The organism is Ferrovibrio sp. (assembly GCF_025869515.1).
Taxonomy (GTDB): domain Bacteria; phylum Pseudomonadota; class Alphaproteobacteria; order Ferrovibrionales; family Ferrovibrionaceae; genus Ferrovibrio.
On sequence record NZ_JAOZVR010000023.1, the window covers coordinates 1 to 14,029 of the forward strand.

Genomic DNA, 14,029 nt, shown 5'->3' on the forward strand with positions numbered 1-14,029 from the left:
GGGCTTGGCCCGGCCATCCACGTCTTGTTTGAAATGCAGGCTGCCGAGAAGCAAAAACTCGTGGATGCCCGGGCCAAGCCCGGGCATGACAACGGGGAGAAAAAAAGAGCGCCGTTTCCGGCGCCCTTTGCATTTCCAGTCGGCGCGCGATCCTCGGGTCAGGCCCGAGGATGACGACCTGAATTCACATGACGACCTGCATTCGCCCCCATGGCCCTCATATCCCTTCCTTGCCGGCCGCGCGGTCCTGCAGCAGGCTGTAGCGATGCGCCATGGCGCCGAGATGGCGCAGCTCGGCATGCACATAGGGCCAGAGGATGATCAGGAAGCCGACGCTGATCACATCCAGCATCAGCACGCCCAGATCGTAGGCGGTGAGCGGATGCGCCATGGTGGCGGCGATGCGAAAGGCGGCCATGCCGGCGCTGCCGGCCACGAAGATCATCACGCCGAACAGATGCAGGCGGTAGCTGCTGGCGACCAGGATGACGAGGGCGATGCCGAGCTGCAGGCCGGCCAGCATGACATCCTGCTCCAGATGCACCGAACTCAGCACCGTGGCCAGGCAGGAGCACAGATACAGCGCGATCGCCACCACATTGACGATATGCCAGAAGGGCGAGAGCCGGCGGCCGAGCACGGTGACCAGCACGCCGGCCACCAGGCTGCTCAGCACCACGGCCCAGTTTGCCCAGTACCACGGTGCAATCATGACAAGCGACCCAGCGAGGGCATCTAGTTTCCCCCTGCAGCCGGGGCCATCGGCCGGTCCGCCGGCGGCGCCAGCGGTCCGACGATCACGCGCGGTCTCGCTTCGCCGGCCTTGCCTTCCTCGACCAGGGCCGCGCGACGCTGGGCAGAGATGCTGCGCAGCGTGACATAATAATCGAGCGAGGTGTTTTCCAGCTCGTCCGTGATGGCGAGCATGGCGGCGCGCTGGTCGACCATGCCCATGCCGGTGCCGACCAGCTGGACCGTATCCAGGGTTTCGCTGCCTGCAAAGCTCAGCGGATTGGCCACGAAACCGACGACGCGGCCCACGCTGTCGCGGATATTCGACGGCCCGAGCAGCGGCAACTGAACGCTGGGCCCCGGGCCGATGCCCCATACCCCGAAGGTCTGGCCGAAATCGGCTTCGTGGTGCGGCAGATCCCAGTCGGTGGCGACATCGAACAGACCGGCGCCGCCCACCGTGGTGTTGACGGCAAAGCGCTGGGTCGTCACCCAGGCGCGACTGAAATTGCCCTGCAGCGTATCGTTGACCAGCGTCGTCGGCGCCTTGAGGTTGAACGAGAAATTGCGCAGGCTGCGGCGGGCCCGATCCGGCACATACTCTTCGTAAGCCCGCGCCACCGGCTGCAGCGCGTTGCGATCGACCCACTGATTGCCGGCAAAGATGACGCGGTTGGTGGGCTCGGCCGGGTCGTTCGCCGCGTCGTAGGCCGCACGCCCCTCCGGATCGGCGGGAACCTGGGCGCAGGCGCCAAGCAGCGCGAGCGCCAGACCGGCCGCAGCCCATCCGGGCACCGATGTTTCAAACTTGCGCAATCCAGCGATCATCGACATGCCTCCTGCCCGAATGAGAAACCGGCGCGGCTCAGAACCTGTAGCTGAGGATCAGGCCGGTGCTGAACTGGTCCGCCGAGCCCTTGTCCTCGACCAGCGGACTGTCGGCGGCATCGCCGAGCAGGCGCTTGTAGCCGAGCCGGCCAGTGATGCCCCAGTGTTCGGTCAGGCTGTAATCGAGATCGAGCGACAGGCCGACATCCTTGAGGCCGCCCTCGGCGGTGTAGCGCCGCAAGCCGCTGCGCTGGGATTGCGCCGCCGTGATGCCGAAGAAGGTTTCGGTGTAGTTGTCGTCGGCCCAGGTGGCATAGACTTCGCTGCGCAGCCGCAGTTTCGGGGTGAAGCTGTGCATGTAGCCGCCGCTGGCCTTGGCGGTGAGGCCGTCATGCGCATCGCTGATATCGCGGAACACGGTCAGCCCGGTCGACCACGGGCCGGTACGGTAGGTGATGAAGGCGCCCAGTTCGGCGCCGGCATCGATATCGCCCAGGCCGCGCAGGGCGTCGTTGTCGCCTTCATCGCGGCCCATCTGGTAGCGCAGCAGCGGACCGATCTGCAGCTTGTCGCCCGGGCGCGGGCCCTGCAGGGTGAAGGCATTGGCGCCCAGCATCGGGCCGCGCAGGAAGACCAGGTCGCGGTAGTTCACCATCAGCAGCGGCAGTGCGCCGACCTCGTAATCGTCGCTGCCTTCGTAGTCCGGCTGGTAGAGCGCGCCGGCGCCAAGCCGGATATCCCAGTCCTTTTTGGCCGGTTTTTCCGGCTGGGCCGGGCTCTGCTGGGCCGGGCTCTGCTGTCCCGGGGGCTGCTGGGCGACTGCCGCGAGCGGCAGCGCCAGCGGCAGGGCGAAAACGGCGGCGACGGCCAGGCGGGTGGTGTGTTTCATCAGGAGAACGCTCTTTTTTGACGAATCCGGGGGGTGGAGTGCCGGCACCCTAGCCGGCCGGCCGGCCGGACCGGTGTCAGCCCGGTATCCATATGTTTCAGAATGTTGCCGGGCCGGTGCCGGGGCGGAGCCGGCTGCTATACTGGCGGCCTGCCGGAGAGCCGCGTGACCACTGTTGCCACCACCCATGTCCTGATCGTCGACGACGACCATCGTATCCGCGCCATGCTGGCGCGCTTCCTGACCGATCACGGGCTGAAGGTGAGCCAGGCCGGCGACGGCAAGCAGATGTTCGCGCTGTGCGAGGCGGCGCGGATCGACGTGATCGTGCTCGACATCATGATGCCGGGCGAGGACGGCCTGTCGCTGTGCCGCCGCATGCGGGCGCAGAGCGCGGTGCCGATCATCCTGCTGACCGCCATGAGCGGCGAGACCGACCGCATCATCGGCCTGGAGATCGGCGCCGACGACTATGTGGTGAAACCGTTCAACCCGCGCGAGCTGCTGGCGCGCATCCGCGCGGTGACCCGGCGGCTCGGCGCCGCCAGCATCAATGCCGAACGGCCTGCGAAGGCCACAGTCTATGAATTCGGCGGCTGGCAGCTGAATGCCAGCCGGCGCACGCTGACCTCGCCGGCCGGCGCGCTGACCGACCTGACCAGCGGCGAATTCGACCTGCTGCTGGCCTTCCTGGAACATCCGCAGCGCGTGCTGACCCGCGACCAGCTGCTGGACCTGGCGCATGGCCGCATGAGCCAGGCCTATGACCGCAGCATCGACGTGCAGATCAGCCGCCTGCGCCGCAAGATCGAGACCGATCCGCAGGACCCGGTGTTCATCAAGACGATCCGCAACGAGGGCTATTTCTTCACGGCTTCCGTCACGCTTCTGCAGGATGCTGCATGAGGATTCCGTTCTGGTCGAAACTGCGGCTGGCGCCGCGCATCGCGCTGGTCATCGTCGGCGGCCTGCTGGCGGTGAAGGCTGTCGACAAGCTGATGCCGCTGGTGATCCGCCCACCCGAAGCCATGTTCTTCGACCGCGACTGGCTGCTCGCCACCCTGCGCGAGGCCCGCGACCGCAGCATCGCCGTGCCGGCGGCCGACCGGCCGACCGTACTGCAGGCCCTGTCGGCGCGGCAATGGCTGGATATAACGCCGCTGAGCAGCCCACCGGATTTCCGTCATACCGAGCGCGAGGGTGGGTTTACCGACCTCCATCGGCGGATCGCCGACAGGCTTGGCCTGGCGCCACAGGATGTGCTGCTGAAGGCGGATGAACCGGACGATCCTGAATATTCCCCGCGCCCGTTGGTCATCATCCTGCCGCCGTTGCCGGTAGTGATAATGGATGTGTTCGATGACAGGAGTGCCAACATGTTGAGCAGCGACCTGCGTATCGCCGTCCGCATCGGGCCTGACGACTGGTTGCTGATGATGCCGAAGAGCGACGGCCAGGAAACCGTGCGCATGATCCGCAACGTGCTGCTGCCGCTGCTGGCCGTGGTGCTGATCGGCCTGCTGTCGATCTGGGTGGCGCGCGGCGTGGTCAAGCCGCTGGACGACCTGGCGGCGGCGGCGGAAAAACTCGGCCGCGACCGCGAACTCAGCCTGGTCGGCGATTTCAACGCGCCGGAACTGCAGGCGATCGGCAATTCCTTCAACAGCATGCAGCGGCGGCTGAAGCAGTTTGTCGATGACCGTCTTCAGATGATTGCCGCGATCAGCCACGATCTGCGCACGCCGCTGACGCGGCTGCGGCTGTTCGCCGAATATGTGCCCGATCAGGACCAGCGCCGCCAGGTGCTGTCCGACATCAACGACATGGAAGCCATGGTGAGCGCGACGCTGACCTTTGCCAGCAACCAGCTGAAAGACGAGCCGCGCAGCGCCGCCGACCTGGCCGCCATGCTGATCAGCCTGTGCGACACCGCCGCCGATGCCGGCTGCGCCGTCACCTATGCCGGTCCGGATCATGCCGGCCTGACCTGCCAGCCGGTCGCGATCCGCCGCGCCCTGGCCAACCTGATCGACAACGGCTGCAAGTTCGGCGACGCCGTGCAGGTCAGCCTGCAGGACGCGGCGGACACCATCACCATCACCGTTGCCGACGATGGCCCCGGCATTCCCGCCGACCAGGTGGAAACCGCCTTCCGGCCGTTCACCCGGCTGGAAACCTCGCGCAACCGCGATACCGGCGGCACCGGGCTGGGCCTGACCATCGCGCGCGACGTGATCCTGGCCCATCGCGGCACCATCGCGCTGTCGGCGGCGATGCCGTCGGGCCTGCGGGTGACCGTCACCCTGCCGCGCGCCGGGGCCTAACCGCCCCAGCGCTGCCCGGCCCAGGTGCCGATCCCGGCGGCCATCGCCGTGAGCAGCGCGCCCCAGGCCATGTCGACCACGGTGACCAGCGCCGGCCAGTCGCGGAGCGTGGCCTGGTTGGTGAGGTCGTAGGTGCCGTAGGCGACCAGGCCGAAGGCGGCGCCGAACAGGGCCGCCGTCAGCGGCGACTGGCCCTCGCCGATCGCCGGGCGCAGCACGAACAGCGCCACGCCGGCGGCATAGAGCAGGTAAAACGCGATCGCCGCCCACCAGACCGGCAGCTCGTTGAGCAGGGCGCCGAGCCTGGGCCGGTAGAACAGCCTGGTGGCGGTGCTGAGCCAGAGCGCGTCGAGCACCGCGAGCGTGCCCAGCATGGCGGCGACGGCGACGATCAGGGATTTGGACATCGAACGGCCTCATGCGCGGGACAGCTGCCGCCATGATGTAGGGCGAAACGGCGGAGGGAAAGCCCTCGCGCCGTCCGCAACCACCGTCAGGTGGCGTAGATGCCGCAGAGCAGCATGTTGATGCTGGTGCCGTCGTCGGACAGCGGCAGGACCAGGCGTTCGAAATGCCAGTAGCTCTGGTCCTGCGCCATCAGCGTGACATGGTCGCAGCCGGGACTGCCGGTCAGCAGGACCTGGCGGCACTGGCTTTCGGCGGCGATGGCGATTTCCGGCGTTCTGATGTCGCGCGGCGCTTTGCCGGTGAGATACTGACCGTGGATTTCATCCACCGTGGTGCCGGTGAGGCGGTAGCGGAAATACGGCGGTTCGGGCAGCACGTCGATCAGGAAGACATGCGGCAGCAGCGTGCCCAGTTCGATCGGATCGATATCGCGCCGCGCCGGAAAGCGGCGGCCTTCGCGCTTGGCGGTCCAGTAGTCGTGCAGCCGCAGCAGGCCGCGACCGCAGCGCTGCCGCGCCGCAATGGTGCAGCGCAGGCAGGCGGCGGGCAGTGGCGACGGCGGTGCGCACATGTCAGGCCGGCTGCAGGCGGAAAAAGCCGATAATGGCGCTGAGCTGCTGCGCCTGTTCGGCCAGCATGCGGGCGGCGGCGGAGGTTTCCTCCACCAGGGCGCCGTTGCGCTGGGTGACCTGGTCCAGATTGACGATGGCGTCATTGACCTCGTCGAGGCCGCGCGACTGTTCCGCCGAGGCGGTGGCGATATCGGCGACGATATCGGTGACCTGCTTCACGGCGGCGACGATATCGGCGAGCGAGCCCCCGGCCTGGTTCACCAGGGCGGCGCCGGCCTTGACCTGGGTTTCCGATTCGCCGATCAGCGATTTGATGTCCTTCGACGCGCTGGCCGAACGCTGCGCCAGCGCGCGCACTTCCTGCGCCACCACGGCGAAACCCTTGCCCGCTTCGCCTGCTCTCGCTGCCTCGACGCTGGCATTCAGCGCCAGCAGGTTGGTCTGGAAGGCGATCTCGTCGATCAGCGACATGATGTTGGCGATCTTCGCCGCGCTGTCCTCAATGCGGGCGACTGCCTGCACCGCCCGGCCGATCACGTCGCCGCCCGCCATGGCGGTGTCGCGCGCGGTGAGCGCCAGGCGACTGGCGGCCTGCGCGCTGTCGGCATTCTGCCGCACGGTGGCGGTGATCTGCTGCATCGCCGCCGCGGTTTCCTCCAGCGTGGAGGCCTGGGCCTCGGTGCGCGTGGCCAGATCGCGGCTGCCCTCGGAGATTTCGGCGGCGGCCGTCTGCACCGTCTCGGCGCTGCCGGAAATCCGCCCGGCCACATCGCGCAGGGTTTCCACCGTGCGGTTGGTATCGCGCTGCAGGTCGGCGAAGACGCCTTCATAGGCGCCGTCGATGCGCACCCCGAGATCGCCGCGCGACACCGCGCCGATGGCACGGGCGACATCGCCGCAGGCGGCGCCGGTGCGTTCGACCAGCATGTTGATGCCGTCGGCCAGCTTGCGCATGAAGCCGCCGCGGTTTTCCACCGGCAGGCGGCGGCCGAGATCGCCGGCGGCGGCGGCACTCACCAGCTCCGACACTTCGTCCTGCAGCCGCGCGGTTTCGTCGGCGCGGGCTTCCATGGTCTGCCGCGCGCCGTTGATCACGTCGGCGCCGTGGCGGAACTGGCCCACCATGCCGGTCGGCAGGAAGGGCCGGTAGTATTTGCCCTGCGCCGCGAACGACAGCGACGCACTGGATTCGCGGATATAGGCATCGGTGAGATCGAGCAGGCGGTTGAAGGCGGCGAGTGCGGGCGACAGATCGCCGTAATGCCGGATATGCAGCACGCGGCCGGACATGTCGCCCTGCGCGGCGCGCGCGCAGATCGCCTCGATCTGCTGCAATGCTTTTTTATGCCTCGATGCACCGAACAGCATGCCGTCCCCCCCCGGGTTTCTCTTGTTATCTGTTGTCGACCCGCGCCGCGTTCAGTCCCGTGTGGCGAGGCCGAGAATGTAACGGTCGTAATCCGTGCCGCGCTGCTGCAGGTCCTGCTCCAGCAGGCCCAATGCCGCCTGCATGCCCTGCTTGCGATCGGCATGGCGCTGCTCTTCCGCCTGCAGGGTGCGATACAGCGGCTCGATCTCGGCCAGCGCGGCGCGGCGCGGCAGGCGGCGGTTGGAGTGGAAGCCCTCGACGCGGCCCTGCAGATCGTGGCTCGGCGTGACATGGGCGAGCACCCAGTAGTGATCGCCGTTCTTCGCCAGGTTCTTCACATAGGCGAAGATCTCCTCGCCATTCTGGATGCGCTGCCAGAGCAGGTGGAAGACGGCGCGCGGCATCTCGGGATGGCGGACGATGCTGTGCGGCTGGCCGAGGACTTCTTCTTCCTCGTAGAGGCCGACCTTGCAGAAGATGTCGTTGACGTAGGTGATCCGGCCCTTGAGGTCGGTCTTGCTCACGATGATCTCGTGTTCGGCGAAAGTGCGCTCGCGCCCGGTCGGTTCTGGCCGTTTCACCCCAACTCTCCCCCGAAAGTTGAATTATTCTCAGAACAATTTCCGGGGACAGGTTCTTTCGCAAGCGAAATTTCACATATAAAATTCATTTAAGTTATTGAGTCGATAATAAGATTCACGTTTTTTCGCGCCGTACCGTAACGGAAGTTTGCGCATAGAAGACACCGCGACAAACCGAAAAAGGCCCGGTCCCCCATGATCTGGGCGACCGGGCCTTTCCGCGGGCCACGCCCCGCTTACTTCGCCGCCGGCTTGCGGGCCGTCAGCGCGAAGTAACTGGTCATCAGATTCTTGTAGTCGGGGATGTGGTCGGCAAACAGCTTGGCCAGGCCCTCGACATCGTTGCGCCAGTCGCGATGCAGCTCGCAGGCGACGCCGAACCAGTTCATCAGCTGGGCGCCGGCCTGGCTCATGCGATCCCAGGCGGCCTTCTGCGCGATCTCGTTGAAGGTGCCCGAGGCATCGGTGACCACGAAGACCTCGAATTCCTCTTCGAGCGCCGAGAGCGCCGGGAAGGCGACGCAGACCTCGGTGACGACGCCGGCGATGATCAGCTGCTTCTTGCCGGTGGCCTTCACGGCCTTGACGAAGTCCTCGTTGTCCCAGGCGTTGATGTTGCCCGGGCGGGCGATATAGGGCGCGTCGGGGAACAGCGCCTTCAGCTCCGGCATCAGCGGGCCGTTCGGGCCGTCTTCGAAACTGGTGGTCAGGATGGTCGGCAGATTGAAGTATTTCGCCAGGTCGGCCACCGCCAGCACGTTGTTCTTGAACTTGTCGGGGTCGATGTCGCGCACCAGCGAGAGCAGGCCGGCCTGGTGGTCGACCAGCAGAACGGCGGCGTTGTTCTTGTCGAGGCGGTTGTAGGTGAACTTGGTCATGGTCGTCATCCTTGTGCGTGGGGTCAGGGTTTCGATCTCGGCCGGCGTGTCGTTCGCCGGTGAGAAGACCCTACGCAAAAGCGATGATAGCGATTAGCTACCTTATTCCGGACTCACTGTCCGGCCAGAACGAACAATCGGGCCGGACAATCAGGCGCGGCGAGGTTTCCCGGCTTTTGCCACCGGCTTCGCCGCCAGCCAGGGCGGCGTGCCGGCGAAGCCGGCCGCCAGATGGTCGACCATGGCGCGCAGCTTGCGCGGCATGTGGCGGGTCGGCGGATAGACGGCATAGATCGCGTCCGGCACCGGGCATATGTCGGGCAGCGCCTCGACCAGCGCGCCGCTGTTGAGCGCCTCGGCCACGATGAAGCGCGGCAGCACGATGATGCCGAGGCCGGCCATCGCCATGTCGCGCATCGCCTCGCCGTTGTTGACCACGATGCGGCTGCTGGTCTCGACCACGCGCGGCTCGCCACCGGGCGCGGCCGGCTCGAAGCGCCACAGCCGGCTGGCATGCAGGTTGGCATAGTCGATGGTGGCATGCTGCGCGAGATCCTCGACGCTTTTGGGCAGGCCATGCTGCTTCGCGTAAGCCGGGCTGCAGCAGACCACGCGGTCGCTGTCGCAGAGCTTGCGCGCCATCAGGCTGGAATCGGTGAGCCGGCCGATGCGCAGCGCCAGGTCGTAGCCGGCGCCGATGATGTCGACGGCGCGGTCGTCGAAATCGAGCGCGATCTCCAGCTGCGGATGGGCGCGGGCGAAACCGGCGATCACCGGCGTGAGATAGCGCATGCCGAAGCTGATCGGCGCGCTCATGCGCAGGCGTCCGGTGAGCGGGCCATGCGCGGCGGAGGCGGTATCGACCGCCTCGTCGAGCGCCTGCACCAGCGGATTTAAACTGTCGAACAGCTCGGCGCCACGTTCGGTCGGCGTGACGCTGCGGGTGGTGCGGCGCAGCAGCTCGACGCCGAGCGCATTCTCCAGATTGCGCACGCGGTCGCTGATCACCGATTTGGCCAGCGCCAGCCGGGCGCCGGCGGCGGTGAAACTGCCGGCCTTCACCACTTCAAGGAAGGCGAGGATGTCGTCGTAGCGCTGGGTCATGTGATGAATCTAGATGAGGTCCGCACAGGCCGGAAGTGGTGACGCACCACAATGCCCTTGCCCTTTCGGCAAACGCTCGGTTATAACCATCGCCGCCGGGACACTACGGACTCCCGACATTCCCAAGACAATGGCAGCCGTTCTGCCGTGGTCCAAGCTCCGTCCTTAACTGGCGCATGACGCGCCGGGATCGGATGCTTGTGATGGGATGCAACTCTGCAAGCCAGCGATGCCGTGTCATGCCGCCTTCCCCGTGGAGCGTACCATGACCTTTTACATCCGTGCCCTGCCCTTCAAACCGCCGCGTCTGCTTGGCCTGTCGGAAAAACTGATGGTCAGCCATTACGAAAACAATTACGGCGGTGCGCTACGCCGGTTCAATGCCATCGCCAAGCATCTCGCCGGCCTGGACTGGAACACCGCACCCGGTTTCGAGATCAACAGCCTGAAACGCGAAGAACTGATCGCGGCCAATTCCGTGCTGCTGCATGAGGTGTATTTCGACTCACTTGGCGGCACGGACGGACTGGGCGGCGCGACCGGCGAGCCCGATGCCGATCTTGCCGCCGCGATCAGCCGTGACTTCGGCAGCCTGGCGCAGTGGGAGGCTGAATTCGTCGCCATGGGCAAGGCGCTTGGCGGCGGATCTGGCTGGGTGATCCTCAGCTGGTCACCACGTCTGCAGCGGCTGGTGAACCAGTGGGCCAACGATCATGCGCACAGTCTGGTCGATGGCGTGCCTGTACTGGCGCTCGACATGTACGAGCACGCCTACCATCTCGATTTTGGTGCCAATGCGGCCAGCTATGTCGAGGCCTTCATGGCCAATATTCACTGGGCGCGCCCGGCGCAGCGTTATCGCCAAGCCATCGGTCAGACGGCAGCATTGGCCGCGGCCGCAACCGGCCACAATATTAGCCCTGAAGACCTGCAGGCGATGTTGCAGGCCGATGAGGATGTGATGGTGCTCGACATCTGTCTGGCCGACGACATGGCAAAGCGGCATGACATGATGCCGGGGGCTCTGATCCGGCCGCCGGAAACCCTGCCTGAGTGGATCGACTCGCTGCCGCGCGACAAACCACTGGTGGCCTATTGCATGTATGGCTTCCAGGTCAGCGGCAATGCGGTGGCCGAGATGCGCAAGCACGGCCTGGATGCCCGCTCGCTGGCTGGCGGTATCGCCGCCTGGCATGCTATCGGCGGCAAGACCGTGCCACTGCCGCGCTAGCAAAACGAAAAAGGCCCGGTCTGACGACCGGGCCTTTCGCTTCTCACACGGGGAGCGCCGGCGTCAGGCCGCCAGCTTCATCGGCTGGTCCTGCGTCTGCTGCAGCTGGAAGAACCGCACCACCTCGGCCAGCTGCGACGCCTGTTCGGCCAGGCTCTGCGCCGAAGCGGAGGTTTCTTCCACCAGGGCGCCGTTGCGCTGCGTCATCTCGTCCAGATTGCCGACCGCGACATTCACCTCGTCAAGGCCGCGCGACTGTTCCTGGCTCGCGGTGGCGATTTCGCCGATGATGTCGTTGACCTTTTTCACCGCACCGACGATCTCGGCCAGGGAGTCGCCCGCCTGGTTCACCAGGTCGGCACCAGTCTTGACCTGACGGCCGGATTCGCTGATCAGCAGCTTGATATCCTTCGACGCGCTGGCCGAACGCTGCGCCAGCGCGCGCACTTCCTGCGCCACCACGGCAAAGCCCTTGCCGGCTTCGCCGGCACGGGCGGCTTCGACCGAAGCGTTCAGCGCCAGCAGGTTGGTCTGGAAGGCGATCTCGTCGATCAGGCCGACGATATCCGCGATCTTGCCGGCACTGTCCTCGATCTGCCGCACCGCGGTCACGGCGGTGGCCACCACGCCGCGGCCAGTCTCGGCCGTGGCGCGCGCGGCTGCCGCCAGCTGGGTCGCGGCCTGCGCGTTGTCGGCATTCTGTTTCACCGTGGCGGTGATCTGGTGCATGGCCGCGGCGGTCTGCTCCAGCGTCGCCGCCTGGCTTTCGGTGCGGGTGGCGAGATCGCGGCTGCCCTCGGAAATCTCGTAGGATGCGTCGTGCACCGCGACGGCATTCTGGTTCAGCGTACCCGCCACGCCGCGCAGCGTCTCGATGGTGCGGTTGGTGTCGTGTTTCAGGCTGGCGAAGACGCCTTCGTAATCGCCCTCGACCTGGCGGTTGAGATCGCCGCGCGCCAGACCGGAAATCACTCCGGCAACATTGGAAATCACATTGCCGGTGCGATCGACCAGCGTGTTGATGCCTTCGGCGAGCTGGCGCATGAAGCCCTCCTTGCCCTCCAGCGACAGGCGCTGGTCAAGATTGCCGCCGGCGGCCGCGTTCACCAGGGTCGAGACCTCGACCTGCAGGCGTGCCGTATCGCTGGCGCGCTTGCCCATCATCTCGCGCGCGCCGTTGATGATATCGGCGCCGTGACGGAACTGGCCGACCATGCCGGCCGGCAGGAAGCGGCGGAAATATTTGCCTTCCGAGGCATAGGACAGGCTGGCGCCCGATTCGCGGATATAGGCATCCACGAGATCGAGCAGGCGATTGAAGCTGACCAGTGTCGGGGCCAGGTCGCCATACTGCTTCAGATGCAGGACGCGGCCGGAAAGGTCGCCCTGTGCGGCGCGGGCGCAGATCGCCTCGATCTGCTGCAGGGCCTTCTTGTGACGAGACATGAACATGATCTTTCTTCCTTGTCTTTAAGCGGCCAGGCCGAACAGGAATTCGTCGTAGCTCTGGCCGGCATCGTTCAGAATCTTCTGCAGCCGGGCGGCCGCAGCCTGCATGCCCTGCTTGCGGTCGGGCTGGGCGTTCTCGATCTCGAGCAGGGTGCGATACAACGGCTCGATCTGGTTCAGCGCGGCGCGCTGCGGGCAGCGCCGGTTGGAATGATAGCCGTCGATGCGGCCTTCCAGATCGCGGCTCGGCGTGACATGGGCGAGCACCCAGTAAGAGTCGCCGTTCTTGGCCAGGTTCTTCACATAGGCGAAGATCTCCTCGCCGTTCTGGATGCGCTGCCAGAGCAAGTGGAAGACGGCGCGCGGCATCTCAGGATGCCGAACGATGCTGTGGGGCTGGCCGAGGACGTCTTCTTCCTCGTAGAGGCCGACCTTGCAGAAGATGTCGTTGACGTAGGTGATCCGGCCCTTGAGGTCGGTCTTGCTGACGATGATCTCGTGTTCGGCGAATGTGCGTTCACGATTGGTGGGGGACGGGCGCTGCATGATGAACCTTCCGGGTAGTCGCTGTAACGCCCCTTATCTGCGCCCGGTCCGCTTCAACAGCAAATTTCAGTTCAATAACGTCTCCAAATGGTAACCCGGCACCGCGGCCGGATTGGAAGCATTGGCATTTCCGGCCAGCGGGACCCGGCCAGCGGGACGGTGGGGCACCCGGCATGGCGGGCATAAGCTGCCGCGCAGCGCAGGGTCGCCATGGCCATGCACCGCAGCCAACGAAAAAGGCCCGGTCTTGCGACCGGGCCTTCTCGTAAGCTCTGAACGAAAGAGCGTCGGACTTAGAAGTCCATGCCGCCCATGCCGCCCATACCGCCCATGCCGCCGCCCGGCATGCCGCCGCCGGCCGCACCCTTGGGCTCCGGACGATCGGCAACCATGGCTTCGGTGGTGATCAGCAGGCCGGCCACCGAGGCGGCGCCCTGCAGCGCGACGCGCACGACCTTGGTCGGGTCGATGACGCCGGCCTTCACCAGGTCGGTGTATTCTTCGGTCTGGGCGTTGAAGCCCCAGCTGGTGTCCTTGGACTCCAGCAGCTTGCCGGCCACCACGGCGCCGTCAACGCCGGCATTCTCGGCGATCTGACGGACCGGAGCCTGCAGGGCGCGGCGGATGATTTCCACGCCATGCTTCTGGTCGGCATTGTCGACCTTGACCTTGTCGATGGCGCGCACCGAGTACAGCAGCGCAGTGCCGCCGCCCGGGACGATGCCTTCTTCGACCGCGGCGCGGGTCGCATGCAGCGCGTCATCAACGCGATCCTTGCGCTCCTTCACCTCGATCTCGCTGGCGCCGCCAACCTTGATCACGGCAACGCCACCGGCCAGCTTGGCCAGACGCTCCTGCAGCTTCTCACGGTCGTAGTCCGAGGTGGTTTCCTCGATCTGCGCCTTGATCTGGCCAACGCGAGCCTGGATGTCCTTGTTCTTGCCGGCGCCGGCAACGATCGTGGTGTTTTCCTTGTCGATCGTGACCTTCTTGGCGGTGCCCAGCATGGCGAGCGTGACGCTCTCCAGCTTGATGCCGAGATCTTCCGAGATCAGCTGACCACCGGTCAGGATCGCGATGTCTTCCAGCATGGCCTTGCGGCGATCGCCGAAGCCCGG

At 66.0% G+C, this 14,029-nt stretch carries 15 protein-coding genes; 3 read left to right on the forward strand and 12 right to left on the reverse strand.

All coding sequences use genetic code 11. The features are described from left to right. Positions 1–217 precede the first annotated feature (217 nt). From OJJ21_RS04135 to OJJ21_RS04145, 3 genes are read right to left on the reverse strand one after another with little or no spacing between them, the layout of a single operon-like run. The gene (locus OJJ21_RS04135; RefSeq protein WP_297683437.1) at positions 218–712 is read right to left on the reverse strand and encodes a hypothetical protein; all 495 of its coding nucleotides are present in this window, start codon (positions 710–712) and stop codon (positions 218–220) included. Positions 713–735: 23 nt separating this feature from the next. Beyond that, complete coding sequence (locus tag OJJ21_RS04140; protein WP_297683438.1) at positions 736–1,560, reverse strand: VacJ family lipoprotein; 825 nt, start codon at positions 1,558–1,560, stop codon at positions 736–738. 37 nt (positions 1,561–1,597) lie between these two features. After that, positions 1,598–2,449 carry a MipA/OmpV family protein gene (locus tag OJJ21_RS04145; RefSeq protein WP_297683440.1) on the reverse strand — a complete coding sequence of 284 codons (852 nt, stop codon included), beginning with the start codon at positions 2,447–2,449 and terminating at the stop codon, positions 1,598–1,600. Positions 2,450–2,614: 165 nt separating this feature from the next. Between OJJ21_RS04145 and OJJ21_RS04150 the strand changes: the two genes are divergently transcribed. Then, positions 2,615–3,355 (forward strand): response regulator, encoded by a 741-nt coding sequence (locus tag OJJ21_RS04150; protein WP_297683442.1) that lies wholly within the window; start codon positions 2,615–2,617, stop codon positions 3,353–3,355. Next, positions 3,352–4,773 (forward strand): ATP-binding protein, encoded by a 1,422-nt coding sequence (locus OJJ21_RS04155; RefSeq protein ID WP_297683444.1) that lies wholly within the window; start codon positions 3,352–3,354, stop codon positions 4,771–4,773. The genes OJJ21_RS04150 and OJJ21_RS04155 overlap by 4 nt, the downstream gene beginning before the upstream one ends. On the opposite strand, the gene OJJ21_RS04160 is transcribed toward OJJ21_RS04155, so the two are convergent. The 6 genes from OJJ21_RS04160 to OJJ21_RS04185 form a co-directional block, all read right to left on the reverse strand. Then, positions 4,770–5,180, reverse strand: a complete 411-nt coding sequence (locus tag OJJ21_RS04160; RefSeq protein WP_297683446.1) for a DUF2177 family protein — start codon at positions 5,178–5,180, stop codon at positions 4,770–4,772. The genes OJJ21_RS04155 and OJJ21_RS04160 overlap by 4 nt on opposite strands. Before the next feature lie 86 nt (positions 5,181–5,266). Continuing rightward, a complete protein-coding gene (locus OJJ21_RS04165) occupies positions 5,267–5,752 on the reverse strand; it encodes a PAS domain-containing protein (protein ID WP_297683448.1) in 486 nt (161 codons plus the stop codon). A 1-nt stretch (position 5,753) separates the two neighbouring features. Then, on the reverse strand, positions 5,754–7,121 hold the full coding sequence (locus tag OJJ21_RS04170) for a methyl-accepting chemotaxis protein (protein ID WP_297683450.1): 1,368 nt from the start codon (positions 7,119–7,121) through the stop codon (positions 5,754–5,756). Positions 7,122–7,172: 51 nt separating this feature from the next. Beyond that, entirely contained in the window at positions 7,173–7,703 is a 531-nt protein-coding gene (locus tag OJJ21_RS04175) for a PAS domain-containing protein (protein ID WP_297683452.1), read from the reverse strand. Between the two features lie 236 nt (positions 7,704–7,939). Next, entirely contained in the window at positions 7,940–8,590 is a 651-nt protein-coding gene (gene ycaC / locus OJJ21_RS04180) for an isochorismate family cysteine hydrolase YcaC (RefSeq protein ID WP_366092356.1), read from the reverse strand. Between the two features lie 141 nt (positions 8,591–8,731). Beyond that, the gene (locus tag OJJ21_RS04185) at positions 8,732–9,685 is read right to left on the reverse strand and encodes a LysR family transcriptional regulator (RefSeq protein ID WP_297683456.1); all 954 of its coding nucleotides are present in this window, start codon (positions 9,683–9,685) and stop codon (positions 8,732–8,734) included. Between the two features lie 265 nt (positions 9,686–9,950). On the opposite strand from OJJ21_RS04185, the gene OJJ21_RS04190 reads away from it, so the two are divergent. Further along, the gene (locus OJJ21_RS04190) at positions 9,951–10,916 is read left to right on the forward strand and encodes a Fe-Mn family superoxide dismutase (RefSeq protein ID WP_297683458.1); all 966 of its coding nucleotides are present in this window, start codon (positions 9,951–9,953) and stop codon (positions 10,914–10,916) included. 63 nt (positions 10,917–10,979) lie between these two features. Here the strand turns inward: OJJ21_RS04190 and OJJ21_RS04195 are convergent, their stop codons facing one another. The 3 genes from OJJ21_RS04195 to groEL form a co-directional block, all read right to left on the reverse strand. Next, a complete protein-coding gene (locus OJJ21_RS04195; protein WP_297683460.1) occupies positions 10,980–12,368 on the reverse strand; it encodes a methyl-accepting chemotaxis protein in 1,389 nt (462 codons plus the stop codon). Positions 12,369–12,386: 18 nt separating this feature from the next. Continuing rightward, complete coding sequence (locus OJJ21_RS04200) at positions 12,387–12,911, reverse strand: PAS domain-containing protein (protein ID WP_297683462.1); 525 nt, start codon at positions 12,909–12,911, stop codon at positions 12,387–12,389. 293 nt (positions 12,912–13,204) lie between these two features. Further along, positions 13,205–14,029 (reverse strand): chaperonin GroEL (groEL, locus tag OJJ21_RS04205; RefSeq protein ID WP_297683465.1); only part of this gene is annotated, 825 nt, incomplete at its 5' end.